The 26,911-nt window shown below is 72.6% G+C and carries 21 protein-coding genes and 1 pseudogene; 5 read left to right on the top strand and 17 right to left on the bottom strand.

All coding sequences use genetic code 11. The annotated features are described in order from the left end of the window. Positions 1–54: 54 nt before the first annotated feature. Positions 55–1,089 (bottom strand): annotated as a pseudogene (locus tag KIH74_RS39255) (MASE1 domain-containing protein); the annotation flags it as partial. Between the two features lie 305 nt (positions 1,090–1,394). On the opposite strand from KIH74_RS39255, the gene KIH74_RS18130 reads away from it, so the two are divergent. From KIH74_RS18130 to KIH74_RS18115, 4 genes are all read left to right on the top strand, one after another. Continuing rightward, the gene (locus KIH74_RS18130; RefSeq protein WP_214157158.1) at positions 1,395–2,576 is read left to right on the top strand and encodes an NAD(P)/FAD-dependent oxidoreductase; all 1,182 of its coding nucleotides are present in this window, start codon (positions 1,395–1,397) and stop codon (positions 2,574–2,576) included. 75 nt (positions 2,577–2,651) lie between these two features. Continuing rightward, a complete protein-coding gene (locus tag KIH74_RS18125) occupies positions 2,652–3,428 on the top strand; it encodes a hypothetical protein (RefSeq protein ID WP_214157157.1) in 777 nt (258 codons plus the stop codon). Continuing rightward, positions 3,425–5,566 carry a hypothetical protein gene (locus KIH74_RS18120; RefSeq protein WP_214157156.1) on the top strand — a complete coding sequence of 714 codons (2,142 nt, stop codon included), beginning with the start codon at positions 3,425–3,427 and terminating at the stop codon, positions 5,564–5,566. Before KIH74_RS18125 ends, KIH74_RS18120 begins: the two co-directional genes overlap by 4 nt. Beyond that, entirely contained in the window at positions 5,563–6,213 is a 651-nt protein-coding gene (locus KIH74_RS18115) for a hypothetical protein (RefSeq protein WP_214157155.1), read from the top strand. The genes KIH74_RS18120 and KIH74_RS18115 overlap by 4 nt, the downstream gene beginning before the upstream one ends. Before the next feature lie 19 nt (positions 6,214–6,232). On the opposite strand, the gene KIH74_RS18110 is transcribed toward KIH74_RS18115, so the two are convergent. The 9 genes from KIH74_RS18110 to dusB form a co-directional block, all read right to left on the bottom strand. After that, positions 6,233–7,516 (bottom strand): hypothetical protein, encoded by a 1,284-nt coding sequence (locus tag KIH74_RS18110; RefSeq protein ID WP_214157154.1) that lies wholly within the window; start codon positions 7,514–7,516, stop codon positions 6,233–6,235. 54 nt (positions 7,517–7,570) lie between these two features. After that, positions 7,571–7,894, bottom strand: a complete 324-nt coding sequence (locus tag KIH74_RS18105; protein WP_214157153.1) for a hypothetical protein — start codon at positions 7,892–7,894, stop codon at positions 7,571–7,573. Beyond that, positions 7,895–9,775: a glycosyltransferase family 2 protein gene (locus tag KIH74_RS18100; RefSeq protein WP_214157152.1), complete on the bottom strand. Its 1,881-nt coding sequence runs from the start codon at positions 9,773–9,775 to the stop codon at positions 7,895–7,897. A 218-nt stretch (positions 9,776–9,993) separates the two neighbouring features. Further along, positions 9,994–11,499, bottom strand: coding sequence for a MarR family winged helix-turn-helix transcriptional regulator (locus KIH74_RS18095; RefSeq protein ID WP_214157151.1), 1,506 nt, complete (start codon positions 11,497–11,499; stop codon positions 9,994–9,996). Between the two features lie 10 nt (positions 11,500–11,509). Beyond that, positions 11,510–12,064: a hypothetical protein gene (locus KIH74_RS18090; protein WP_214157150.1), complete on the bottom strand. Its 555-nt coding sequence runs from the start codon at positions 12,062–12,064 to the stop codon at positions 11,510–11,512. Between the two features lies 1 nt (position 12,065). Further along, positions 12,066–14,360: a DNA primase gene (dnaG, locus tag KIH74_RS38730; protein WP_214157149.1), complete on the bottom strand. Its 2,295-nt coding sequence runs from the start codon at positions 14,358–14,360 to the stop codon at positions 12,066–12,068. Between the two features lie 32 nt (positions 14,361–14,392). Further along, positions 14,393–14,716: a hypothetical protein gene (locus tag KIH74_RS18080; protein ID WP_214157148.1), complete on the bottom strand. Its 324-nt coding sequence runs from the start codon at positions 14,714–14,716 to the stop codon at positions 14,393–14,395. 110 nt (positions 14,717–14,826) lie between these two features. Beyond that, the gene (locus KIH74_RS18075) at positions 14,827–16,059 is read right to left on the bottom strand and encodes a deoxyguanosinetriphosphate triphosphohydrolase (RefSeq protein ID WP_214157147.1); all 1,233 of its coding nucleotides are present in this window, start codon (positions 16,057–16,059) and stop codon (positions 14,827–14,829) included. 1 nt (position 16,060) lies between these two features. Next, positions 16,061–17,206, bottom strand: a complete 1,146-nt coding sequence (gene dusB, locus KIH74_RS18070; RefSeq protein ID WP_214157407.1) for a tRNA dihydrouridine synthase DusB — start codon at positions 17,204–17,206, stop codon at positions 16,061–16,063. Between the two features lie 164 nt (positions 17,207–17,370). On the opposite strand from dusB, the gene KIH74_RS18065 reads away from it, so the two are divergent. After that, positions 17,371–17,802: an SRPBCC family protein gene (locus tag KIH74_RS18065; RefSeq protein WP_214157146.1), complete on the top strand. Its 432-nt coding sequence runs from the start codon at positions 17,371–17,373 to the stop codon at positions 17,800–17,802. A 37-nt stretch (positions 17,803–17,839) separates the two neighbouring features. On the opposite strand, the gene KIH74_RS18060 is transcribed toward KIH74_RS18065, so the two are convergent. From KIH74_RS18060 to KIH74_RS18030, 7 genes are all read right to left on the bottom strand, one after another. After that, the gene (locus tag KIH74_RS18060) at positions 17,840–18,544 is read right to left on the bottom strand and encodes an HAD family hydrolase (RefSeq protein ID WP_214157145.1); all 705 of its coding nucleotides are present in this window, start codon (positions 18,542–18,544) and stop codon (positions 17,840–17,842) included. 108 nt (positions 18,545–18,652) lie between these two features. Continuing rightward, entirely contained in the window at positions 18,653–19,276 is a 624-nt protein-coding gene (locus KIH74_RS18055; RefSeq protein WP_214157144.1) for a response regulator, read from the bottom strand. Beyond that, a complete protein-coding gene (locus KIH74_RS38725; RefSeq protein ID WP_214157143.1) occupies positions 19,269–20,615 on the bottom strand; it encodes a sensor histidine kinase in 1,347 nt (448 codons plus the stop codon). Before KIH74_RS38725 ends, KIH74_RS18055 begins: the two co-directional genes overlap by 8 nt. Then, positions 20,596–21,351, bottom strand: coding sequence for an ABC transporter permease (locus KIH74_RS18045; RefSeq protein WP_214157142.1), 756 nt, complete (start codon positions 21,349–21,351; stop codon positions 20,596–20,598). The genes KIH74_RS38725 and KIH74_RS18045 overlap by 20 nt, the downstream gene beginning before the upstream one ends. Before the next feature lie 51 nt (positions 21,352–21,402). Further along, positions 21,403–22,302, bottom strand: a complete 900-nt coding sequence (locus tag KIH74_RS18040) for an ABC transporter ATP-binding protein (RefSeq protein ID WP_214157141.1) — start codon at positions 22,300–22,302, stop codon at positions 21,403–21,405. Between the two features lie 87 nt (positions 22,303–22,389). Further along, positions 22,390–24,609, bottom strand: a complete 2,220-nt coding sequence (locus KIH74_RS18035) for an amino acid adenylation domain-containing protein (protein ID WP_214157140.1) — start codon at positions 24,607–24,609, stop codon at positions 22,390–22,392. Continuing rightward, positions 24,606–26,735: a hypothetical protein gene (locus tag KIH74_RS18030; protein ID WP_214157139.1), complete on the bottom strand. Its 2,130-nt coding sequence runs from the start codon at positions 26,733–26,735 to the stop codon at positions 24,606–24,608. Before KIH74_RS18030 ends, KIH74_RS18035 begins: the two co-directional genes overlap by 4 nt. Between the last annotated feature and the right edge of the window lie 176 nt (positions 26,736–26,911).

Below are 26,911 nucleotides of genomic sequence, written 5' to 3'. Positions count from 1 at the left end.
CTGCACCGTGGTGAACACCTCCTTGCCGCCGCCGGTGGACCGCTCGGTGGCGGAGCGAATGGCCACCTGCCGCACCTCGCCGTCCGGCCGCACGATCCGGTACTCCAGGTGCCGGGCCTCCCCGGTGTCCTCGGCCAGCCGCGCGCCGTCCTCGAGCACCCGCTCACGGTCGTCGGGGTGCAGCCTCTCGGTGTAGGTCTGGGTGGTCTCCTGGTCGCGCGCCGGGTCGGTCCCCAGCACCAGGTGCAGGCCCTGGCTCCAGACCATCCGCCCGCTGGCGGTGTCCCAACGCACCGAGCCGATACCGGCCAGCCGCTCGGCCGTGTTCAGGTCCTCGGTGCGCCGGCGCACCAGCCGCATGGCCCGTTCCCGTAGCCGCCCGGCCACCGCCGTGGCCATCGTGGTCAGGGCCAGCGTGCCGATCGCGATCTGGAGGGTGATCACCCCGTCGTCACCGTGGTCGAGGGCGGAGATCCGGCCCAGGCCGTGGCTGGTGCCGACCGCCGCCATCGTCGCGATCACCAGCAGGCCGGTCATCGCCCGCAGCGGGCCGAGCCGCAGGGCTCCCCAGACCAGCGGCAGCACCACCACCGACGAGCCGACCACGTGCTGGTGGGTGAGGAAGACCGCGCTCGACAGCAGCGTCGTGACCGACAGCTGGGTCAGCCATTCCAGGTTCGCCCGGCGGTCGCGCAGCTGGGCGCGGAACTCCTCGCGGCCGATGCTCACCGCCAGGCACGGCGAGACCAGCATCAGCCCGAGCAGGTGGTTGCGGGCGAACTCGGACCACAGGTCCATCAACGTGGCACTGCCCGACAACCCGATGACGGCGAACGCCACCGACGCCACCGCGCTGCCCCCCAGCACGCAGCCCAGCACCCGCACGGCGTCCAGCGGCGACTCGTCCAGCGCGCTGCGGGGCCGCAGGCGGCGCAGCAGCGCGACGATCAGGTTCTCGCACAGTCCCGCCACCAGCCCACCGAAGTTGATCGCGCTGGGCGCCACGAGGGCGACGACCAGGGCCGATCCGAGGGCCAGCCCGATCATGATCCAGGGCCAGAGCCGGCGGGTGGCATGGACCAGCGCCACCGCCCCGAACCGGCCACCAGACCGGCTCGCCCGACACCGGATCGCGCAGCAGGTTCAGACCGGCCCAGCCGAGTCCGGTGGCGACCAGGCCGGTCAGCAGCAGTGTCAGGCAGCGCACCACCACCGTCGGCACCGCGTTCCTCCGCCCGTCGGGCCCAGCCATCCGCTTCCCAATCGGATCGCGCGGCCCGGGCCTGAGCGGGTGGGCCCGAAAATTGTGGACGACGATGAGCTGCCGCGCCCGGCGTGGCGCCGGTCACGGGAGCTCGTCGTCGTCCTCAATCGGGGTTTTCGTACCATTGCGCATGACCACCACGCCCTCGCGCCCGGTGCGCCCGGTCCCACCCGCCCAGGCCGACGTGGTCGTGATCGGCGGCGGGGTGATGGGCGTCAGCACCGCTTACCAGCTCGTGGCCGCGGGCGTGGAGCGCGTGGTGCTGCTGGAGGGCGGGCAGCTGGGCAGCGGCTCCACCGGCAAGGCCGCGGGCGGCGTGCGGGCACTGTTCTCCGACGAGCTCAACATCCGGCTCGGACAGCGCGGTTTGGAGACGCTGCGCCGCTTCGGCGCCGACTTCGGCCAGGAGATCGACCTGGAGACCAGCGGCTACCTGTTCCTGCTGGACGACGACGCCGACCTGGCCTCGTTCGAGGCCGGGATCGAGATCCAGAACGCCCTGGGCGTGCCCAGCCGGATGATCGACGTCGCGGAGGCCCGCCGGCTCTCGCCCCTGATCAGTACGGAAGGCCTGAAGGGGGCGCTGTTCTCGCCCGACGCCGGCCACTGCACGCCGGAGTCGGTGGTGGCCGGTTACACCGGGGCCGCCCGTCGGCTCGGCGCGACCGTCCTGCCCGGCACCCCGGCCACCGGCTTCCACATCGAGGACGGCGAGATCCAGGCCGTGCTCAGCCCGGCCGGGCGGATCCGCACGAACACCGTGATCTGCACGGCCGGTGCCTGGTCCGGCCGGATCGCCGGCTGGGCCGGGGTGGACCTGCCGGTGCGCCCGCTGCGCCGGCAGATCGCGATCAGCACACCGATCCCCGACCTGCCGCCGGACCTGCCGTTCACCATCGACTTCGGCACCTCGTTCTACTTCCACCGGGAGGGCCGGGGACTGCTGCTGGGCGGCGCCGAGAAGCAGGACACCTGGGCCTTCGACCAGAACCCGACGCAGGACTGGCTGGACGACCTGGCCGGGGCGATGGCCCGGCGGGTGCCGGACCTCGGCGAGGTCGGGATCCGGCGGGGCTGGGCCGGGCTCTACGAGATGACCCCCGACCACAACGCCGTGATCGGCGAGGCGACCGGCGTCTCCCGGTTCCTCTACTGCACCGGCTTCTCCGGCCACGGCTTCCTGATGGGCCCGGCGGCCGGCGAGGTGATGCGTGACCTGTATCTCGGTGTGCCACCCGAGTTCGACGTGAGTGGTCTCTCGGCCTCCCGTTTCGCCGATGACCAGCTGCGACCCGAGCGCAACGTGGTGTGACCGGATTGCTCCCGGAAGTGATTTACACCGATAACCACATCAGACACGGCGGGCATGTCCCTAGAATCCGTCCCGATGTCACTACCTTCCGTGCCCCCCGAGGAACCGGCCGCCAGCGGCAGCCGGGTGGCTCAGCGACTCCTCGACCAGCCCCTGCGCAGCTTCGGCGTCGGCATCACCGCCCTGGTGCTCGGCTCCACCGCGGCGTTCGGGGGCCTGGAGGAGGCGCAGGGCGGTGGCATCGGCAGCCGGATCGGCACGGTTCAGGTGGGACGCACGATCGAGGCCGACCCCTTCGAGATCACGATCCGGCGACTGATCTGGATGGACGGCGCGGCGGTGCCCAACACCTACCCGAGCCGGAGCGGCGACCGCTGGCTGGCCGTCGTGGCGGACATCGAGAACACCAGTGACGAGAGCGTGCTCGGCTACTACGCCACGCAGGTGCTGAGCATCGACGCCGGCGCGGTGAAGGGCATGGTGCGCACGCCCGAACTCGACTACGACACGACCGGCGACGACTCGGACCGCACCACCCGGGTCAGGGCGGACCACGTTCAGCAGTACGCTGACAGTTCCGCGCTGGAACCGATCCAGCCGGGCATCACGTACTCGGCCGTGTTCCTCTTCGAGCACGACGCCGAGGTCCCCCCACCCGACGAGGTGAAGGTCCAGGTCGTCGAGCACACCTGGCGGGCGGACAGCCTGACCCAGACCGAACAGTGGCTGGACCCGACCGTGACCGCGGAGGCCGAGCTGGCAGTGCTGCCACAGAAGGCCGGGTCCGACGACACGAGCACCACGGCGGACAGTGGAACTGAAACGAGCACGGACACAGGAGCCGGCGGGTGAGTGACGAGGGCAGCAACCGGCCGACGAGGCTGGTGACCGGGCCGGTCCGGCAGGACACGGGCCCGCGGATGTCGCCGGTGTACCAGGACGTCACCGGGCGCCCGATCCCGCTCGCCGAGGGCTGGGAAGCGCCCGAGGCGGAGCGTCCCCGGGAGAACCGGCACCAGCAGTGGGCAGGTGCGGCGGCGGCGTTCACCGACGACGCCGTGGGTCTGTTCACCGCCGACGCGCGGCAGAGCGAGACCAGGTACGAGCCACCGAAGTCGTACCCGCCGACCGCCGGCGGCAGCGCCTTCTTCACCGGCGCGCGCAAGGCGCAGCAAGACACCGGGCAGACCGGCCAGGTGGGGCAGGACAGCCGGCCCTCCGTCGCGCCGGAACCGCTGATCGATCCGTCGCCGAGCCTGTCACCCGACTCCGGGGCGTCGTCGGCGCCTCCGGAGTACCACCGGGGCGGCGGGGGCGGGGCCTTCTTCGCCGGGGCCCGGCGGGCGGCCATCGACCGGCAGACCGGCTCGATCGAGCGGATCACCGGCTCCGAACCGGTGGAACAGCCTCCGGTGGAGGAGTTCTACGACGACCTGTACCAGCAGGCCAGCCCGTACCAGCAGGCCGACTACCACGAGACCGCCTCACGGCAGGCCTCGTTCCAGGAGTCGTACCCGCAGACCGAGCCGGCCGGGTTCGAGCAGCCCAGCAGCAGCTCCTACGACTACGCCTTCACCGACTACCAGCCGGGGCAGACCGGTTCGCAGCCGCAGGTGTCCGGGTGGGACCAGCCGGGGCAGGACGACGGGTACGGATCCGACGGCTATGGATCCGACAGCAACGGATCCGACGGCTACCGGGCCGAGGGCGGCTACGACCAGGACGGGCGAGCCGACCAGGACGCCCGCGACGACCAGGACACTCGCGACGGCCAGGACGCCCGCGGTGGCTGGGGCGAGCCGGACTCCTACGACTCGGCGCCCGCGGGCCCGGCCCGCCGCACCGACGACGGGTACCCCCGGACGTACCCGCCCCAGGAAGAGACCTTCCGGGCGCCGGACGACCAGAAGGCGCCCCCGTGGCAGCAGGTCCAGGCCTCCCAGCCGATGAGTGGTTACGCCACACCCGGATTCGGCGAGCAGCGTCCCGAACCGCAGCCCCCCGAACCGCAGCGTCCGGACGTCCCCAAGGCCCCTGCCCCGTGGGACCAGCCGGACACAGCACGCGACACAGCACGCGGCCGTGACCACCAGGACGGCGACGTGCCGGGCTGGAACGCGCCGCCGCCGCGGCGGTCGGAACCGGGCGCACCGCGGCCCCGGGGCAACGGGAACTGGGAGACGCCCGGCGGCGGACGGCTGCTCGGCGGTCCCGACCCGGACTACGACCGCGCCTACGAGCAGGACAACCCGAGCTACTACCGGGTGGGCAAGGGCGAGGTCCCGCCGGGGCAGCGTCCCGGTCAGGGCCGGCCCGGCGCACCGCCGCGCGGCGGCCGGGGCCCCGGGCGACGTGGCGGCTACGGCCGCAAGGCCGCCCTGGTGGTGCTGGTCATCGCGGCGCTCGCGATCGGTTACTTCATCAGCCAGTTCGGCAAGGACGACACCGACGTCAGCCGGCCGTTCCTGCGCGAGGGCACGGTGGGCACCCCGGTGACCCTGCGTTACGCAGAGGTCACCGCGACCGCTGTGGAGGGCTCGCCCTGTCTGTCGCAGGGTTACGGCACCGACTTCCGCTCCCCCGAGGTGTTCGTGGTGGTGCCGGTGAAGGTGTCGGCGCGGGGTGAGACCTCCGACCTGCAATACGCGGCGATCGAGGGCGGCGACGGCCGGCTCTACGTGGCCACCTCGGCCGGCCGGGGCGGGTTCTCGACCGGCTCCGTACAGGTCGGGGTGCCGGTCTGGACCAGCGTGGCGATCGAGATGCCCGCCGACGCGGTTCCCGGCGCCCACCTGCGGATCGCGCTGAACCAGACGTACCTGTCCCAGGACGACGTGACCGACATCGACCTCGGGGTGAGCCGCTCCGAAGTGGCGCAGATGCGGAAGAACACCAAGACGCTGCTGATGCCGGGGGTCTCCGCCGAGCAGCCCGACGCGTCCTCCGGCACCACCACGACAGCCTGTGCGGGGGCGGCTGAGTCGGCGTGAGTGCCGTCCTGATGCGGCATTCCAACCGCCGCACCGGCTGGCTCTCGCGCAACCGCTGGGGCCTCGGGCTGTTGCCCCTGGCCGCGGTGCTCGCGCTGGGGGCCAGCTCGGACCGGGTGAAGACATACTACTGGGACGCCGACCTGCACCAGCCCACGGTGGCGCGCAAAGGCGTCTGGCTGGACTACGCGGAGCCCTACACCGACAGCACGGGCGACAACGTGCGGAAGGTGTCGCTGAAGCTCGACTCGGTGCGCCGCCTCAGCGCGCAGGAGGCCACCGGGTCGCTCAGCTACGAGATGCCCGAGGGCACGGCGGCGGTCGAGGTGACGTTCTCGGTCGAGTCCGACCCGCAGACGCCACTGTTCGGCTGCCAGGCCGCCCTGCGCGACACCGCGGGCAACCGCTACTTCTACCTGGTCACCAATGTGGCCGGCGGCCAGGACATCCCGGTCTGCACCCCGCGGGACGCCCCCGGCCCCTACGACCTGCTGGGCAAGCGGGCCGAGCCGATGGACGGCGAGAGCCCCCGGCCCGCCTCGTACACCGTGACCCGGGTCTGGGTGGTGCCGGCCGACGCCGAGTACACCGAGCTCGACCTGTGGTGGGACACACCGCGTTACGTGGCCTTCCGGGCGGGCTCCTGACCGAGGACGCGGCGAGCGCTCAGGCCGGCTGGGGCTGCGCCTCTTCCGGCTCCCCGGCGTCGTCCGTGTGCTCCTCCTCGATCACCGCGCCGCCCTTGGCCAGCACCCGCTCGACGGCGGCCGCGAGCAGGCACATGGTGACGGTCAGCCCGACCGCCCGGGTGACGGTCTGCACGTGCGGCGAGAAGGCCAGCCAGGTGCCCGCGGTCTGCGGTCCGATGATCCAGCGCGTCAGCTCGTTCAGGGCGTCTTCCAGCCGCTGCGAGGCGAGGAAGGCCAGGGCGAAGATCAGCATCGGCCCGAGCCCGGCCACCGCGAGCTGCCGCAGGCCGCCGAACAGGCCGCTGAAGCGCTCGGCGATCTCACCGGTCAGCTCGGTGCCGGCCCGCCGCACCGGGCCCGGGACGGCGCGCAGCAGGCGGGGTTCCCGGACCGGTGGCGGCTCGACCAGCCGGTGCCCGTAGACGACCGCCCCGACGGTGAGCCAGGCGATCGGCACGATCACCAGCGAGTCGACGCTGGAGACCAGGTCGAGCGCCCAGGCCCCGGCGATGTCGGCGGCGTCGGCGAACGGGCCGAGCCGGTCCAGCAGCGCTTCCCAGCCCTCGACGAACATCTCCACGCCGCGCCGGCTCTCGGCCCAGTCCCAGGCCGAGTCCTTCCAGGTGGTCAGGTGGATCGCGATGGTGGCCAGCCAGAGCACCTCGACGTAGGCCCCGAGGAAGCCGAAACCGGCCCAGGCCCGGTGCGCCTCGAGCTTGGCCAGGCCGAACTTGAGCGCGACCGCCACCACCACGATCGCGACCAGCTGCCAGCCCTCGGCGAAACCGAACCGGTCCAGGTTCGCGTCCCGCATGCCGGCGAAGATCGCCTCGCTGGTGAACTCCTCGCCGAAGATCGCGTTGGTGTAGCGGTCGATGTCCTGGCGCAGGAATCCGTAGGAGGCGTAGACCGCCAGGAAGGGCACCAGCACGCTGGCCAGGATGTCGAGCAGACGCCGTTCCCGGTGCCGCACCCGGTCTTCCGGGCCGGCCGCGGTGCTGGCCTCGTGGATGGTGGGCAGCGAGTGCCGCAGCGTGTAGAGCATCAGCACGATGCCGGTGACGGCGCACAGCGGGGCGAGCACGACGACCAGCACGCCGAGCGTGTTCTGCACCTCGCTGACGCGCACGGCGAGCCAGATCGCGCCCATCCGCCCGGCCAGGGCGAACAGCGCGATCGTCAGCAGCACCGGCCAGTGCCGCAGCCAGAGCCTGGCCCCCGCCCCCACCACCACGAACGCTTCACCGACCGCTTTCAGCACAGCAGGACCATAAGCGACACGCAGGCTCTTCCGCCCCGGCCCGGCTCAGAAACTTCAGCCCAGGCGCCAGCTCAGGAACGCCGAGGAGCCGAAGGCCGCGGCGGCCGGGAAGAGCAGCAGGCAGATCGCGGCCAGGGCGGCACCGGGCTCGCCGGGCCGGTAGCGGGCGGTGACGGCGGCGCAGACCGCGACCACCACGGCCACCGGCAGCAGCACCAGCGGGTCGATCAGCACGAGCAGGCCAAAGGTCAGCCCGGCCAGCAGACCCTCGGCGGTCGAGCCGCGCACGGTGAACCGGCGCAGCGCCCGCACCACCAGGTGGATCAGGGTGAGCGCGCCGAACAGGCTCAGCCAGAACTCCCAGTCGCCGGAGCGCATTCAGCCGCCCGGGTTCTGGTGGTTCTGGCCGGACAGGCCGTGCGTCGTCTTCTCCCAGTAGTGCGGTCTGGTGATCAGCTGCCAGAGGGCCTTGTAGGCGGAGATCGAGTGCATCATCCAGTAGGCCGGGTTGAGCAGGGCCCAGGGCACCAGCCGGTAGCGGCGGCGCTTGAAGGCGCCCATCATCGTCACGTAGATCATCACCGAGTTGCCGAGCAGCAGGTTGGCCAGGCTGATCTCCAGGATCGGCGAGGGGAACAGCTCGTTCATCCGCTCGATCGGCAGCACCAGGCTGAAGAAGAACATCGCGTACAGCGGCGGCGAGAGCAGGAACGACAGCGGGGTGCCTCCGACCAGCAGGGCGAAGGCCAGGGCCTGCACCGCACCGGCCTGGCGGGTCAGCCGGACCGGCCGGCGGGTGTGCACCAGGGTGGTCTGGAGGTAGCCCTTGATCCACCGGGAACGCTGCCGGATCCAGTTGCCGTAGGCCCGGTTCGCCTCCTCGTAGGTGGTCGAGTTGATGACGCCGACGGTGTAGCCGAGCGCGGCGGCGCGAATCCCCAGATCGGCGTCCTCGGTGACGTTGTAGGGGTCCCATCCGCCCAGGTCCCGCAGCGGTTGCGTACGGAAGTGGTTGGATGTGCCGCCCAGCGGGATGGGCAGTTTCAGGGCTTCCAGGCCGGGCAGCATGTAGTCGAACCAGAACGAGTACTCCAGCGTGAACATCCTGGTCAGCGCGTTCTCCTCGGCGTTCCAGTAGTTCAGGGCCGCCTGCACGCAGACCAGCTTGTCGTTGCCGCCCCGCTCGGCCCGGCGGAACGCGATCACGGCCTTCTTCAGCTGGTCGGCCTCCGGCCGGTCCTCGGCGTCATAAATCACCAGGAACTCGCCGTGCGCGAAGAACAGCCCGATGTTGCAGGCCTTCGGCTTGGTCTGCGGGCCGCCCTTGGGCACCACCACGAAGGTGATCGTGCTGGGGCAGTCGGCGGCGGCCGCGGCCATCCGGGTCTCGTCGTCCTCCTCCTCCAGGAGCAGCAGGATCTCCAGCTTCTCCGGCGGGTAGTCCAGGCCGCCGAGGTTGCCGATCAGGTCGGCCACGATGTTCGCCTCGCGGTACACCGGCACCAGCACGGTGTACATCGGCAGCTCGTCGTCGGTGAGAGCGGCCACGTCGTCGTCCGTGATCGGCACCGCCGCCTCGCGGCGCGCGCCCACCAGGCAGACCACGAACTTGAACAGCACCCCGACCAGGAAGAACATCGCGACCAGCATCGAGGTCACGAGCAGGGTGAGCAGCGGGGCGAACAGCAGGCCGTAGATGTACCCGCCGGCGACGCTCAGGAGCACCACGATCTGCCCGGTCGAGAGCACCTCCCGGGCCGAGGCCGCCGGGTGCCGCTGCCACAGCCCGTTGGCCGCCTCGTCGATCAGGTGCTCGCGGAACACCCGCCGCATGGCCAGCGCGATGTCCCAGTCCGAGGTCACCGCCAGCCGTACCGGCACGCCCATCCGCCGCTGGATCTGCTGCCGCCGGGCCCAGCTGGGCTCCTCGGCGGTGGCGACCAGCACGGTGCCGTCGGTGCGGCCGGGCTCGTAGCGCACCGGGATCCAGCCCTCGTCGACCAGCATCCGCGGTTCCAGCCCGGACACCAGTTCCGGGTCGATGACCGTGTTCGCCACGTCGACGAACTCGCTGTCCCAGATCCGGGCGAGCGTGCGGTACAGGTCCAGACGCCGCACCAGACCGGCGGCGATCAGGATCGCGCCGAGCCGTGACCCGGTGCGTCCCTGCACATTGACGGCCCAGTTCAGGTCGTCCTGGGAGAGCAGCCCGCGTTCCACCAGCACGTCGCCGATCCGGGTGGGCGGCAGCGCCGCCATGGCGTGCCGCCCACGACGGCCGTCGCGCTGGCCGGGGACGCGGGGGTGCAGGGGGGCGTTGGTTTCAGGGACGTTTGTTTCGGGGACGTTGGTTCGGGGGACGTTTGTTCGGGGGACGACGGGAACCGCGAAGGGTTCGGTGCCGGCCCCGTTCGTCACACCTGCTGACGTCGGTCAGGAACGGTCCCGGCTTGAGCCCGGCCCCGGGGCCGGGCCGCTCACCAGAGCGGGCGCAGGGGTGGGATGACGTCGCCGGTCCGGGCCCGGATCAGCCGGGTCAGCAGACCGCGTAGATCGCCCATGCCGTCGGCGCCGAGCTGTTCGGTCAGCCGTTCCTCCAGCCGGGCGCGCACGTAGCCGTCGGCCCGCAGCCGGCGCTGGGCCTTGTCGGTCATTATGTGCAGCAGGTGCCGGCCGCCCTCCGGGTCCGGGGTCTGCCGCAGATACCCGCGCTGCTCCAGGTCTTTGATGATCTGCGCGGCGGCCGGCTGAGTCAGCCCGAGCGCCTGGACCAGCTCGTCGGCGGTGCACCAGCCCCGGTCGCGGAGCACGTCGAACACCTGGCCGTGCAGCGGGCTCAGATCCTCGTGACCGGCGGCGGCCAGCTCGTCGGTGAACTCACTGAGGATGGTCTGGAGCGCCAGACTCAGCAGGTACGGCAGCTCGGCCCCGGTCAGCGGATCGTCCGCCGCGGGCTGGGGCTGGGGCCGCGACTGGTGCTGGGGTTGTGGCTGCGGTTGGGGTTGTGGCTGCCGGACCTCGGATTCCGGCCGGTGAGCACGGGGGTGTGCGGGCTGAGGTTGAGCGTGCGTGGGCTGAGGGTGCGTGGGCTGAGGGTGCGTGGGCTGAGGCTGAGGAGCTCGCGGCTCCGTGGCCCGGGGTCGCACGGGCTGGGGATGCGGGGCGTGGGACTGTGCGGGCTGGGGGTGTGCGGCTTGGCGCAGTACCGCTTGGGGCTGGGTGACCGGGGACTGCGCGGCCTGAGACCGCGGAGCCGGAGACCGGGACGTTTGGGGTTCCGGCTCACGGGTCTCGGGCTGACGGGTTCCAGGCTGCCAGGCCTCGGGCTGACGGGCCTCGGGCTGACGGGCCTCGGGCTGACGGGCCTCGGGCTGACGGGCCAGGAGCTGTTGCCACGCCTCGGGTTCCTGCCGAGCCTCGGCCTGCTGCCACATCTCGGGCTGTTGCCGCACCTCAGACCCGTGCTGCACCTCGGCCTGTTGCCAAGCCTCAGACTCCCCCAGCCCCTCCGGCTCCCCCGGCCTCTCCGGGCCAGTCCGAACCTCGGGCTGCTGCCAGGACTCGGGCTCCGTCTGCCAGGCGACCGGCTCGGACTGCCAGGCCTCAGGCTCGGACTGCCAGGCCTCAGGCTCGGACTGCCAGGCCTCAGGCACCTGCTGCCACGCGTCCGACTGCTGCGATTGCTCCCAGGACTCCGGTTCCGCCGGCCAGGCGTCCGGCCCCTGCTGCGCCGACTGCGCCGACTGCGCCGACTGCGCCGACTGCCAGGCCTCCAGCCCCGCCAGCCCTGCCGTCTGCTCGGTCTGCCAAGCCTCCGGCTGCTGCCGCCAGGCGTCCGGTCGCTGCTCGGCCGGGGAGTGGCCGGGCTCCGGCTCATCGTCCTGCTGCCACTCCCCCGGCCGGGCGCGGCGGGGTCCCGGTTCGGGGTCAGGGGTGCCGGGGTGGGTGCCGTACCAGTCGTCCGTGCCGTCCGTGCTCTGCATTCGTCACACCTCAGATCGCGGGCGGGGCACCGGCGTTCAGACCCTGCTCGCCCGCCTCCGCCCAGAGTTCGGCCAGCGCCCGGTCGATCGCCTGTGCCACCTCGGGCGCGTCCGGCTTCACGCCCGGCGGCACCAGAGACTGGGCCAGCAGCTCACCGTGGGCATCGCGGCGCAACGCCACCCGGGCCGGTTTGCCGCGCGTCAGAGGCACACTCGCGGTCAGCACCACCGTCGACTGCACCCGCTCCCGCACCACCTCGGGCAGACGGCCCACATCGTCCTGGATCTCCAGCGGGGTGGTGCGGCGGGAGTCCACCCACCAGATCACGAGCATCCGCGAGTCCTGGTCCCAGACCGCGTGGTCGATCGTCTCCCAGCCGCGCACCATCTTCTCGCCGCGCGGCGTGATCACCCGCAGGTCGTGCAGGGTGGCCGCGGCCGCGCCGCCACCCACCAGCACCGACCAGGCCAGCAGCCGGGAGGTGCCGGGCCGGTCCAGCTCCAGGGCCTGCTCCATCTCGGCGGGCATGATCGCCCGGCGGGGAAGACGCGGGATCAGTCGCATGTCAGGTGGCACCGTGCTTCCGCTCGGAGAGAGTGCGTTTCAGGGTCTCGAGCTCGAGCACCCGCAGCCCCACGTCCTCGCCACGCTGCCACGCCGCGGTCAGGCCCGCGAGCTCGCGCCGCACCTGCTCCTCCGCGATGTGCAGGATCATGCCCGCGGCGTACCTGGCCAGGGCCAGGTCGTCGTCCGTGGAGGGCAACGGCGCCACCGCGAGCTCGGTGATCATCGGGACCACCGGGTCGGGCGCGAAGTCCTGCACCAGCGCCACCCAGGCGGACGGGGTCATGCCGACCGCCACGGCGATGCCGCCCGCGCCCCGGATCGCCTCGTGGATCACCCGGTAGAGCGGGGTCTGGAAGGTGTCGTCGGGCAGCGCGTCGCTCTCCAGCGACGGCACCAGCCGGGGCACCTGGAGCATGCACTCCAGGGCCTCCCGCTCGACCGCCGCGATCCGGTTGCGGGGATCGGGACGCTCCAGCTTCGGCGGCTGGTAACGACGGGGAGCCTGGGCGGTGGGCCCGGCGCCGCCGGACGCCGGGGCGTGGTCGTAGGCGTCGTGCGGCGGCTCGTCGTCGGGCGGCGGGGGCATGTCGTCGGGCGGGGGCTCGTGGTCGGACCAGCTCGGCCCGGCCCCGTAACCACCCGGGAAGTTGGTGCCGGGAGCGGTTTTTCCCTCGCCGTTGTTCCAGCGCTTGCGGTCGCGCTCGCCCCAGTTGCCGCCGCCCTTGCCGCCCTTGCCCTTCCAGCCACCGCGCGAGGGCTCGGGCGGCGGCAGGATGTAGCTGCCGTCGGGCATCAGCCAGGAGCCGTCCGGCTGCTGCACACCGCCCGCCGGGCCGGCCCCGCGCCGGTTGCCGCCACGCCGGTCGTCACCACCACGCTGCGCCTCGCCGCCGGGCTGCCGCTCACCGTCCGGCCGACGACCCGGCCCGGCCTGGCCACCACTCGCACGCAGATCACGCTGGGCGCGCACCACGGCCTGACGCACCAGGTCGTCGTCCATACCCAGCATGCCCGCGAGTTTCACCAGGTAACCCCGGCGGATCACCTCGTCGCGGATGCCCGCCACCACCGGGGCCGCCAGCCGCAGCGCGCGGGCACCACCCTCGACCGTGGTCAGGTCGACGTCTTCGATGATCGACTGGATCTTGAACTCGAACATCGGGCGGCGCCCGGCGATCAGCTCCTTGACCGCCTCGTTGCCCTGGCGCTGCCGCAACTCGCACGGGTCCATGCCGCTGGGCGCGATCGAGACGTAGGTCTGCGACACGAACCGCTGATCGTCTTCGAAGGCCTTCAGCGCGGCCTTCTGCCCGGCGGCGTCACCGTCGAAGGTGAAGATCACCCGGCCCCCGGAGTTGCGCTCGTCACCGATCAGCCGCCGCACGATCCGGATGTGGTCGGCGGCGAACGCGGTGCCACAGGTGGCCACGGCCGTGGGCTCGCCGGCCAGGTGGCAGGCCATCACGTCGGTGTAGCCCTCGACCACGACCACCTGGTGCGACTTGGCGATCTCGCGCTTGGCCAGGTCGACGCCGTAGAGCACGTGAGACTTCTTGTAGAGCGCGGTCTCCGGGGTGTTGAGGTACTTGGCCTCGATCGTGTCGTCGTCGTACAGCCGCCGCGCGCCGAAGCCCAGGGTGTCGCCGGTGACGTCGCGGATCGGCCAGATCAGCCGGCCGCGGAACCGGTCGTACAGGCCGCGCCGGCCCTGACCGGCCAGCCCGGCGGCGACCAGTTCCTCGGCGGTGAACCCGCGCCCGAGCAGGTGACGGGTGAGCACCTCGCCGCCGCGCGGGGCGAACCCCACCCCGAACAGCTCGGCCGCGGCCTGGTCGAAGCCCCGGTCGACCAGGAACTGCCGGCCGATCGACGCGTCGGGCGAGGTGCCGAGCTGCTCGGCGAAGTACTGCGCCGCCGCCCGGTTGGCCTCCAGCAGGCGCCGCCGCAGGTTGACGTCACCGCGTCCCGGCCGCTTGCCGTCCTTGCCGTCGTCGTCCTCGTACCGCAGTTCCATGCCGATGCGGGCGGCCAGCCGCTCCACCGCCTCGGCGAACGACAGGTGGTCGATCTCCTGCACGAAGGAGATGACGTCGCCGCCCTTCTGGCACCCGAAGCAGTGGTAGAAACCCACGGTCGGGCGCACGTTGAAGGACGGCGACTTCTCGTCGTGGAACGGGCACAGCCCCTTGAGCGACCCGATCCCGGCCGGGCGCAGTGAGACGTGCTCAGAGATGACCTCGTCGATCCGGGACCGCTCACGGACGGCTTCTACGTCCTCTCGGCGGATCCTCACCCGACGATTCTAAGTGCCGCCGGGCCGGGACCTCACTCCACGGTCTGTGAGGTGCCGGGCAGACCACGCCAGTCATAGCGAACCTCGTCGATCTGGTCCATCGCGAACCGGGCCGCCAGCAGCGTGAGCAGCACCAGCGTGACCAGCACGCCCATCAGGGCGAAGTAGATCGCCATGCTGATCTTGATCGTGGTGCCCCAGGTGATGGTCCTCGGCGGCAGCAGCTGCGGGCGCACCGCGGGCTGGGCCCCGGTGTCACCGGTGGTTCTGGACCGGTCGCGGTCGCCGGGCCGTTCCAGCCCCCGCCGTGCCGATTCGAAACTGGTGGCCCGGTTCTCGAAAAAGTCTGTGCTCACGCCTCGCCTGCCTGCCGCCCTGATACCTGACCGGTTCGCGTCGTGCTGCGCCGAATGGTGGCACCACTGGGTGTCAGCGAGTGCTTCGTGAACGGCAAGAGCGGGTCAAATCAGCCCGTGCGGCCGGTGACCTCGCGGTGCCAGGCCACCGCGCGGGCGTCGGTGAGGCTGGCCACCTGGTCGATCACGGCCCGCAGTCGCCCGGCGTCGTCACCCGCCGCGGACCAGGCCAGCGCGTAGGGCAGGTCCAGGGCCTTCGGCGCCCGGTCCTCCAGCACCTGCACCAGTTCCATCAGGAGCTCGCGCTGCAACGCGTACACCGGCTGCCGGTCCTCGACCGTCATCACGTACACCGCCGCCAGTCCTTTGAGGACGGCGATCTCCACGGCCGTCTCGTCCGGCACCACCAGATCGGCGCGGTACCGGGTGAGGGGGAGCGCCGGGTCGCCGTCCACCGCCGCCCGGGTGGCCGACTCGGCCGAGCGCACGAACCGGCCGATCAGCTGCGAGGCCATGTTCTTCAGCGCGGCCAGCGAGGCGTAGTCGCCGGTGAACGCGCTGACCCAGGCCGGGTCGTGGCGCAGCCGGTCCAGACCCGCGGCGATGTCGGGCTCCGGCACGCCCGGCAGGTACCAGTCGCGGGCCTGGGCCACGATCCGCGCGGTCTCGTCGTCGTCCTCAAGCATTCTGGGATCGAAACGGCCGGACACCACGGCGTCTTCGACGTCGTGCACGCTGTAGGCCACGTCGTCGGCGAGATCCATCACCTGCGCCTCGATGCAGCGCCGGGACCCGGACGGCGCACCGGCCCGCAGCCAGGTGAACACCTCGAGATCGTCGTCGTACACCCCGAACTTGCCGCCCTCGCCGCGCGTCCAGGGGTACTTGGTGCAGGCGTCCAGGCTGGCCCGGGTCAGGTTCAGACCGTAACCGCGTTGCGGGCCGACCACTTTCGGCTCCAGCCGGGTGAGCAGCCGCAGGGTCTGCGCATTGCCCTCGAAACCGCCGATGCCCGCACAGATCTCGTCGAGCGCCCCCTCACCGTTGTGCCCGAACGGCGGGTGGCCGAGATCGTGCGCCAGGCAGGCGGTGTCCACCACGTCCGGGTCGCAGCCCAGCGCGGAGCCGAGTTCCCGCCCGACCTGCGCCACCTCCAGGCTGTGGGTGAGCCGGTTGCGCACGAACTCGTCCGAGGCCGGGCCCACCACCTGGGTCTTGGCCGACAGCCGGCGCAGCGCGCTGGAGTGCACCACACGCGCCCGGTCGCGCGGGAACTCGCCCCGGCGTGGGTCTTTGGGTGGCTCGGTGTGCCAGCGGCGCCGGTCTTCGGGGTGATAGGTCATGTCAGCCGCCGGAGACCGACAACTCGGCCTCGCGCAGCACGCCGGCCAGCTCGCCGTCGATCTCGCGGCTGTTCAGCCAGCCCTCCGGCAGCGACACCGAGCGCGGCGAGCCGGCCCGGCCGCGCGGGCCCTCGGCGTGCTCGCCCGGGTAGGGCTGGCTGCCGTCGAGCTGGCCGGCCAGGTGGTCGAACTCGGCCAGCGAGCTGATCATCGCCAGGCCGGTGCGGATCTCCTTGCCCACCACGTAACCCTTGAAGTACCAGGCGATGTGCTTGCGGAAGTCGCGACAGGCCCGGTTCTCGGCGTTGCTCTCGGCGTCCTGACCGGTCTTCTTGTAGGGCTTCTCGTAGCCGTCGTAGTGCTCGGTGAGCAGCTGGATGTGGCGGCGCATGGTGGCGAGCACGTAGCCGAGGTCGGGCCGCCGACGGGTGTCGCGGCCGTTCATCGCCGCGGCCAGGTCGGCGAACAGCCAGGGCCGGCCCAGGCAGCCCCGGCCCACCACCACGCCGTCGGCGCCGGTCTGGGCCATCATGCGTACCGCGTCGTCGGCCGACCAGATGTCGCCGTTGCCGAGCACCGGGATGCTCGTGACGTGCTGCTTCAGCGTGCCGATCGCCGACCAGTCGGCCGTGCCGGAGTAGTAGTCGGCGGCCGTGCGGCCGTGCAGCGCCACCGTGGCCACGCCCTCGGCCTCGGCGATCCGCCCGGCGTCGAGGTAGGACAGGTGGTCGGCGTCGATGCCCTTGCGCATCTTCACGGTGACCGGCACACCGTAGGGGGTGGCCGCCTTCACCGCGGCGCCCACGATGGCCGCGAACAGCCCGGCCTTCCAGGGCAGGGCCGCGCCGCCACCCTTGCGGGTGACCTTCTGCACCGGGCAGCCGAAGTTCAGGTCGATGTGGTCGGCCCGGTCCTCGTCGAGCAGCATGGACACGCAGGCCCCGACCGTGGCCGGGTCGACGCCGTAGAGCTGCACGCTGCGCGGGTTCTCGTCCGGGTCGTGCTGGATCAGCCGCATCGACTCGTCGTTGCGCTCGATCAGCGCGCGCGAGGTGACCATCTCGCTGACGAACAGCCCCTCCCCGCCCTCGGCCGCCATCTGCTCGCGGCACAGCCGTCGGAAGGCCGTGTTGGTGATACCGGCCATCGGGGCGAGGACGACGGGGGTGGCGACCCGGTGCGGTCCGACCTGTAGAGCTGTCACCTGGCCATTCTCCCGCACCTGCGGACCGGCTCGGGATGCGGACCCCGGGCGGCGCAGCAGGCTGGTGCGACGACCCACCTGACCAGCACCCTCAGGAGGTAACCGCAATGCCCGAGTACCAGCGTGCCCTGACCGTCGACGCGAGCCCGGACGAACTGTTCGAGTACCTGTCGAAGGTGGAGAACCTGCCCGACTACTTCGCCGGCCTGAAGGAGGCGCACTCCGCCACCGGCGACGAGGTGCACGTCACCGCGCGGGTGCCGGCCGAGGCCACGGCCGGCGGCCACCCGGAGCAGGTGGAGTCCAACGCCTCGTTCTCGGTGGACGCCGACCGGCGGGCCATCCGCTGGGGCACCCCGGCCCTCAACGACCACGACTACGGCGGATCGCTGGAGGTCACGCCGGACGGCGAGCGCGCCCGGCTGGCCGTCACCCTGCACACCGAGCACGACGACCCGGACACGATCAACGCCGGGATCGACCAGACCCTGCGCAACGTGGAGAGGATCGTGACGCGGAAGCCCCGCTTGCAGAACTGACGCGCGGCAGGTCTCGCGGCAGGTCTCGCGGCAGCTCTCAGACCAGGTCGAGCAGGTCCTCCAGCCGGGGCAGCACGCGGTGCGGCCCGCTCGGGTGCGGGTCGGCGGCGTGCAGGCCGAAGGGGTCGTGCAGCAGCGGGGTGAGGCCCGCCGCGACCGAGGCCCGCACGTCGAAGAACACCGTGTCGCCCACGTAGGCGATGCGGGGTGACGCGGCCAGCCCCAGCGCGTCCAGCGCGTGCCGGAAGATCGCCGGGTCGGGCTTGGACACGCCGACCACGTGCGAGTCGATCACGCAGGCCACCCGGGCGGCGCCGGGGGTGTCCACCCCGCAGATGCCGAGGGCGGCCAGGTCGTTCTCGACCTGGCCGCCGGCGTTGGAGACGATGCCGATCGGCACGCCGCGTTCGGCCAGGGCGTGCAGGGTCCGGGCGGCGGTCGGCACCGGCTCGCGCCACCAGGTGTAGTTGAAGCCCTCGACGAAGGCCTCCGCCGCCTCGGCCTCACGGTCGGCGGGCACGCCGGCGGCGCGCACGTAGGCCCGGCCGTAGGCGAGCCAGTCGGACTCCTCGCCCTCGGCCCGGGCGTGGTCCATGGCGTGGGCCCCGGCGAAGTGACCCCGCATCAGCACGGCCGGCTCGGCGGATCCACCGAACGGCTCGACCAGCGGACCGGTCATCTCCGGGCTCGGCAGCACCAGTACCCCGCCGGCGTCGAACAGGATCGCGTCGAACTCGGTCATAACCACATCATCCCGCTCCCGGCAGCGTTCGGCACGGCTGCGCACGGTTCGATTCGGGTCGGTTCGGGTCGGGGTCGGGTCGGGGTCGGGGTCGGGGTCGGGGTCGGGTCAGCGCAGCAGCCAGCCGTTCTCGTCGGCCAGCCGGACCGCCTCGGCGCGGGTGCGGGCACCGGTCTTGCCGATGGCCGAGGACAGGTGGTTGCGCACCGTGCCCGCGCTGAGGTTGAGCGTGCGGGCCAGGTCGGCCACCGTGCCGCCGTCCCGCGCCGCGGCCAGCACCTCGGTCTCCCGGCCGGTCAGCGGGCTCTCGCCGGCGGTCAGGGTCTCGGCGGCCAGTGCCGGGTCGACCACCCGCAGCCCCTGGTGCACCCGGCGCACCGCGTCGGCGAGCTGCCGGGCCGGGGTGTCCTTCACCACGAAACCCGCGGCCCCGGCCTCCATCGCGCGGCGCAGGTAGCCGGGCCGGCCGAAGGTGGTCACGATCAGCACCCGGCAGCCCGGCACCGCCGCCCGCAGCTCGCGGGTGGCGCTCAAGCCGTCCAGCCCCGGCATCTCCACGTCGACCAGCGCCACCTGGGCGTCACTGCCCAGCGCCGCGGCCACCACCTCGTCGCCGCGCCCGACCTCGGCCACCACCTCCAGGTCGGGCTCCAGCCCGAGCAACGCGGCCAGCGCCCCGCGCACCATCGCCTGGTCGTCGGCCAGCAACAGCCGGATCGTGCCGTCAGTCATTCCCGTTCCTCGAGCCCGTCGTCCGGAAACCCTCTCGGCCGAAGGCCACTTCCAGCCGGAACCCGCGCCCGTCGTCACCCGCCCCCACCGTCACCACGGCCCCCGCCGCCTCCGCCCGCTCCCGCAGCCCGCGCAGACCGTGACCACCCGCATTCCCGGAACCGGCTGAGGGTGGCCCGCTTCCGTCGTCCACAATGTGAATACCGTCACGGGTCAGGGTGATCCGGCAGTGCCTCGCACCGGAATGCCGCATCACGTTGGTGACGCCCTCGCGCACGGCCCAGCCGAACAGCTCACGCCGCTCGCCCGGCACCTCGTCGACCGCGCTGGGCAGCTCGGCCTCGATGCCGGCGGCGTCCAGGGCGGTGCGGGCCGACACCAGCTCGGTCGACAGCGTCACCTCGCGGTACCCGGCCACCGCCAGCCGCACGTCCGCCAGGGCGTCCCGGGCCAGCCGTTCCACCTCGGCGATCTCGGCCTCGGCGCGGGCCGGGTCGAGCGGCACCAGCCGCCCGGCCAGCTCGCTCTTCATCGTGATCACGGTGAGCGAGTGGCCGAGCAGGTCGTGCAGGTCGCGGGCGAAGCGGTCGCGCTCGCGGGCCACGGCCAGCCGGGCGATCTCGTCGTTGGCCAGGTCGAGCTGGATGTTACGGGCGGCCATCTGGGTCATCCCCCAGACCGCCACGGCCGACAGCAGGATCGACAGCGCCAGGCCGTCCTGCCGCACCCAGCCCGGCATCGACCGGGTGCTGAGCTCGACCACCGCGACCAGGGCCAGCACCGTGCCGATCGCCCATTCGATGCGCATGATCATCACCGCGACGACCCCGTCGTACACCAGCAGGGTCAGGCCGTACTCCCCGATGATCCAGCAGGCCAGCAGGGTCAGGCCGAGCGCCGGCAGGCAGACGCTGAGGAACCGCGCGGTGCCCAGCGGCCGGCCGGTCCAGGTGCGGCTGCGGGCGACCGTGAAGGCGTACAGGTAGAATACGCAGAAAACCACCAGCACAACGGTTCCCGCGATCCGGCTGAGCACCGACTCCAGTCGCAGGGCGGCCGAGAGGGTGTCTTGCAGAAAGACCAGCCAGATGCCGGCCAGCACCAGGCGCGGCGAGAGGATCAGGGGGCCGAGGCGCAGTTCCCTGCGGCGGCGGCCGCCCAGTGGCCCGCGAGACAGCACGGGTGGGCCGACCAGATCGCTCGTCCCCCTGCTCGCGTCGCCCCCCATGGCGCCGACGGTAGCCGACGCCGGGAACCGGTGGGCGTCGGGCCCGGGCACCATTCCGGCCCGCACCCACTCGGCGAACCGGAACAGCGCCTCAGACGCGCTGCGTGTCACGGCGGAACAGGATCGCGGTGCCGGCCACGAAGATCCCCGTCCAGAGCACCAGGTCGCCGAGGTGTGCCGGGGTGAGACCGGAATCGGTGATCGGGCTGCGGGCGATCAGCCCGACGGCGTAGGTGGGCATCCACGGGGCGATGTCTTGCAGGGCCTGCGGCATCGTGTCGAGGGGCTGGAACAGGCCGCCGAAGAAGCTCATCAGGGCGAGCACCGGGCCGAGGAACTGCATCGCGTTCTCGGCCGGGATCAGGTAGCCGATGAACAGCCCGAACGCGGCGAACACCAGCGAGCAGAACCAGCTCAGCACCGCGACCGACACCCACTCCCCCGCGCTCAGCTGTGCCCCCATGAAAGCGCCCACCCCGAGCACGATACCGATCGGGACGACGCCGAGGATCAATGCCGCACCGACTTTCGTGAGCACGTAACCGGTGGGCCGCAGCGGGGTCAGGCGCAGCTGCCGGGTCCAGCCCTGCGCGCGCTCCACCGACACCTGCGCCCCGATCGAGGTGGTGGCGATCATCGACCCGTACACCGCCATGCTGACCATCACGTAGGCGAAGGCGGCCGGGTCGCTGTCGCGGTAGTCGTGACCGAAGAGCAGGAAGAACACCGGCGGCATGACCAGCAGGAACACCAGTGTGCGGCGGTTGCGCAGGGCCCGGCGCAGTTCGAGCACCAGGTAGGTGGGGCTGAACGTGACCGGCCCGCGGGCCGTCGTCATCGCACTCATCTCGAAAACTCCTTCTTGTGTTTTAATTTGGGACGACGATGAGCTCGCGACTCACTCACCGGTGGTGAGGGCGATGAACGCGTCCTCCAGGTTGCGCGAGGTGACCTCGAAGTCGTGCGCCGGCGTCCGGGTGATCAGGTGGCGCAGCACCGAGTCCGAGTCGGAGCACTCGATGGTGACCGAGTCCCCGCGCTGCGCAACGGATGTCACGCCGGGCAGGGCGGCCAGCGCGACCTGGTCGGCGCCCGGCAGCACGGCGCGCACCTGCCGGCCGGCCGCCATGCCGCGCACCTCGGAGGCGGTGCCGTCGGCCACCACCGTGCCCTTGCGGATCATCACGATCCGGTCGGCGTAGGTGTCGGCCTCGTCCAGGTAGTGGGTGGCGAACAGCACCGTGCGGCCCCGGGCGGCGTCCTGCCGGATCGCGTTCCAGAAGGCGCGCCGGGCCTCCACGTCCATGCCGGTGGTCGGCTCGTCCAGCACCAGCAGATCCGGCTCCGGCAGCAGCGCCAGCGCGAACCGCAGGCGCTGCTGCTCCCCTCCCGAGCACTTGCCCACCCGGCGGCCCGAGATCCCGCTGATCCCGGCCCGTTCCAGCACCTCCCCGACCGGGCGCGGGTCGCGGTACAGCGAGGCGCTCAGCTGCACCGTCTCCAGCACGGTCAGGTCTTTCAGCAGGCCGCCGGTCTGCATCACGGCGGCGATCCGGCCCTGCGCCACGGCGTCCACCGGGTCCAGCCCGAACACCCTCACCGCGCCGGAGGCCGGGCGGCTGAGACCGAGCATCATGTCGATCGTCGAGGTCTTCCCGGCGCCGTTCGGCCCGAGGAAGGCCACCACCTCGCCGGGCGCGACGCTGAGGTCGAGACCGTTCACCGCGGTGACCGTGCCGAACGTCTTGACCAGCCCGGAGAGTTCCACCGCCGGGGTGATGACCGCTGTCGTGTCCATGGCTCCAGCCTGGCCGGGCGCGGCGTGCGGCACGGATGCCGGACGTCATGATCACCCCATGACAGGTGTCATGGGGTGATCATGAGATCAGGCCAGGGCCTCGCGCAGCAGCCGGGCCAGCTCGGTGTCCTCGGTGATGCCACGCCGGGACGAGGACAGGGTGCGCCGGTCGGACTCCAGCAGCGGGGCGAGTGCCTCGACGGCCCGGGGCCGCAGCCCCGGGTCCTGCTCCAGTGCCTGCCGCAGCACGCGGGCGAGCACCGGCGTCACCCGCCCGGCGTGGTGCACCCGCACCGCCGCTGCCTGTGCCGCCAGCGCCCGGTCCAGTGCCTGGTCCGCGGTGAGGGCGCCGAACCGGAGCAGACTCTCCACGGCCAGGGCGGTGGCCTCGTGGTGAGGCCCGAACCAGTCGGTGCGGCCGGGCCCGGCGAGGTCGTGCAGCAGCTCCAGCCAGTCCGGCAGCAACGTGTCGTCCGTCTGTGCCACCCGGTCGCCGACCGCCACGGTCTCCCGCAGGGGCTGGTCGGCCAGGTCGGCCATGGTCCTCACCGTCGGCCAGACCGCCCGGGCCCGGTCGTCGTCACTGCCGTCGTCACTGCCGCCGCCGTCGAGCAGGTGGGAGGCTGCGGCCAGCTGAAGATGGCGGTCGAACAGGGAATTCGCGACGCCGCCGGCCAGCAGTTCCCGGCAGGCCGTCTCCAGCTGCGGTGTCGGCATCAGCGCCCAGATCCGGATCAGGTCGTCCCGGCCGGGCACGTTCTCGGCCAGTTGCCAGATGCGGGAGAACGCCGCCCCGGGGTCCGGTTCCGCACCCAGCAGGGCTCGGGTGGTGACGAGCCAGACCTCGCCGGCCGGATCACCCGCCACCAGGTTCCCGACGGCGGTGCGGGCGTCCGGCGGGAACACCCGCCTGTCCCCGGCGGCCACCGTCGCCAGGGCCCGCAGCACCCGCGGGTCCGGACCGCCCCGCGACGCCGCACGCAGCAACAGACCGGCCAGGTCGATGGACGGCGTCAGCCCACCCAGCACGTACGCCCAGGGCCCGGCCCGATCCGGGTGGACGGCGAAAACCCTTTCCGCCACGGCGATCAGTTCTTCGGACGCCCAGCTCACCGGACGCCGACGCGGACCGGGGTAGCCGACCAGTGCGGTCAGGAGGTCCGCCCGGTTGCCGCCGTCACCGACGGCCACGTTCAGCTCGCCCGGCTCGTCGACGACGGTGAGCGCCGGGACGGCCCAGAGGGGCTCCTCCAGGGCGAACAACAGCACCGCGGCGGTGGCCAGAACCAGGCGGTCGGTGGGCTCCTGGTCGAGCACCCCGACCACGGCGCCGGCGATCGCCGGACCCCACGGACCGGCAGCCGGTCGCACGGTCAGCAGGGCCTCCAGCACCGCGACCGTGGCCGGCGCACCGTTCGCCACGGCCGGCTCGAGCAGGCCGATCAGGGCCTCGGCCGCCGGTTCCGCCGCCGCGCGGGAGATCGCGGCCAGCAGTCCCCAGGCCTCGGCGACAGCCTCGGTCGTGAGGGCGGACACCGGTCCCTGCGCCAGGTCACGCAGCACCGGCAGCGCCGCGGAGCCCGCGTTCTCGATCAGCAGGTGCAGCGAATGAGCCTCGCCCTGGCCGGGATACGCCGCCGCGCAGGTGGGCCACAGGCGCACCAGGTGCTGCCGCGCCCCGGCCAGGCCGAGCCCGCAGGCCACCGCGGACCAGGCCGCGGCGAACAGCACCTCGTCCTGCTCCCGCGCCACCAGCGCGTCCAGGTCGGGCGCGGTCAGCAGCTGGTGCCGGGCCAGCGGTTCCATCAGCGCCACGCGGGCGGCCAGGTCGTTCTCCCCGGCGAACGCCCCGCGCAGGGCCCCGGCCACCTCCGGCCCTGAATCCTGCCAGTAGCAGGAACATTCGTACACCGCCACACGGATCTCCGGGTCCGGGTCGGTGATCGAGGGCAGCAGCGTGCGGGCCACGTGCGCCAGCCCGGCGCGGGCCTGGGCGTCGAACGCCTCCAGGTCGGTACCGGGCGGCAGGTAGGCCGGGTTGCGGCTCGACCCGGCGGCGATCGCGTCGCCGTAGGAGCACAGCAGCTGCAACGCCCCGAGCCGGCCCGGCGCGTCCCGGTCCAGCGCGACCCCGGCCAGCAGCGGAAGTGCCGCCAGTGTGGCCGGATACACGCTGCCCTGGTGCAGGATCGACGAGAACAGGTCCTCGACGGCCTCCGGCCAGTCCCCCTCCCGCAGCCGCGCGATCAGGCCGGGGGTGTCGTCGGCGGCGCCGTAGGCGTGTTCCAGGGCGGACCAGTCGATCATGACCGCACTCCCGCCCGCAGCGCCCGGGTCAGCACGGTGTCGCCGGACACCTCCCCCGGCAGCAGAACCCGCTCGTCCACGGCGATCAGCGGGGCCAGTGCCCGAGTGACCTCCGGCCGCAGGTGCGGCTGCTCGGCCAGGGCGTTACGGATGACCCGCGCGACCACCGGCACCGCCTCGGCGGCCCGGCGGGTTCCGGCCAGTCCGGTCGGCCCGGTCAGCCCGGCCACGGCACGTCGCACCGCCGGTTCCGGCGCGATCGCGCCGAGTGTCTGGAGGGCCTCCAGGGCCTGGGGGACGTCGTCCGCGAAATCCCCCAGCGCCGCGACCCATTCGTCGCGTAGCTCCGGCCGGACGGTCACCAGCCGGTGGCCCAGGCGGATCACGCCGGGCAGCGCGGCACCCGCGACCGGGAGCAGGGTGAGCAGAGCCGGCCAGAGTTCCTCCGGCGTCCCGCCGGCCCCCAGCAGGATCTCCGCCGCCGCCACCTGCACGGCGCGGCTGCGGTAGGGAGCCCAGGTGGTGCGGGTGATCAGGTCCAGGCAGACCCGGTCGAGCTCCTCGGAGGGGTGGGCGGCCCAGATCCGCAGCAGCTCGTCCTCCCCGGGCCCGGACTCGCTGATCCGCCAGGCCCGGGTGAACGCCGCCGGATCGCCACCACTCAGCAGGGCCTGGGTCACCAGCAGCCAGGCCCCGGTGTCGCCGGCCGACACCGGCAGCGACGAGATCGCCCGGCGGGCCGCGTCGTCGAACAACTCCCGCCGGTCCCGGGCCAGCCGGGCCAGCAACCGCATCGCCGGCCTCGACGGCGCCACCGGGTCAGCCGGCCGGTCAGGGCCCGGCTGACCCGGGTGTGGATCAGGCAGCCCCAGCAGCGTCCTGACACTCCCCACCGGCAGGGCGGAGGCGGGCAGCCCGACCAGCAGGGCGGTCCACGTCCCGGCAGCCTCCGCCCGGGCCGCGATCGCGGCCAGGGCCACGGTCGCCAGGCCGGGCTCGTCCCAGACACCGGGGCCGGCACCGAACTCGCCCAGGGCCTCCGCGAACTCCAGCGGGTTGCCGCCCACCTCGACCCAGGGCGCCTGCCCCGAAACGGTTGCGGCCAGGGCCGGTTCGACCCATCGCGGGTCACGCACGGCGAACAGCGCCACGGCACAGGCGGCCTGGCCGTCGGCCGCGGGCCGGGTGCGACGCAACAGGCCGACCAGCGGCTCGGCCGCCCGGGGCCCGGCGAGGGGAAGCAGCGGGAGCAGAGCGCCGACGAAGCTCTCGACGTCCACCCTCTCGATCCCGTCGGCGAGCCCGAGCACCGCCTCCAGCGCCGGTCCCGCCGCCGACCGGGACAACCGGGCCACGTCGTGCCAGCCCCAGGCCAGCTCGACGGCCGCGACCACACCGGCCAGGCGCTCCAGCACCGGCACCGCCCGCACCCCGGCCGAGCGCACCAGGGCGCCCAGCGGATCGTCACCGACCGGATGCCCGGCCGCCCGGGAGAGCCACAACCGCACCAGATGATCCACCGCGCCGGGCAGTTCCGGCCCGTCCGTCACCGCCGACCAGGCCACGGCGAACACCACGTCGTCCGGCCGGTTCTCCAGGTCGGCCGCGGTCAACAGCCGCAGGCGGGCCAGCGGCCGCATGAGCGCCAGCCGGGCCTGTGGATCGTCCTCGGCCGCAAGCCTTTCCCGCAGCACGTCGGCGACCTGCGGCCAGGGTCCCCACGATACGGCGCAGCGGTACAGCGCGATCCGCACGTCCGGGTCCGGGTCGGCGGCCAACGGCAGCAGCGCGAGCACCGAATCGCCCAGCCCGGCCAGGGCTTCACCGGCCAGGAACCCGGGGCACGACCCGGCCGCGAGCGCCTCCCCGTAGCCGCCGAGCAGTTGCAGCGCCCCGAACCGGCCGGGTGCCGAGCCGTCCAGGGCGACGTCCACCAGAAAGGGCAGCGCGGCCACCGTGGCCGGATACACCGCATCACCGGCCAGCACCGAGGCGAACAGCTCGTCGACGGCGTCGGCCCAGTCGTCGTGCCACATCTGGGCGAGAAGCCCTGGGGTGTCGTCGGCCTCACCGTGGGCGTGGGTCAGCGACGACCACTCGGCGGCGGCCTCCAATCGGTTGAACACGGGCGAACGGTACCCGAGCAAATCGCCCACCACGCAACCACTTTGCGTGACAGTCGATCAGCACAGCGAAATCCGGGCAGGTCATGTCCGTGCCGGGCCAGGAGCCGTCCAACCGGCCGGGCACATGCGACGGCCCGGGGAAGACGCACTCCCCCGGGCCGTTTCGTTCGCTTCGA

Source organism: Kineosporia corallincola, assembly GCF_018499875.1.
GTDB lineage: Bacteria > Actinomycetota > Actinomycetes > Actinomycetales > Kineosporiaceae > Kineosporia > Kineosporia corallincola.
This window is presented reverse-complemented; position numbering and strand designations above follow the sequence as displayed.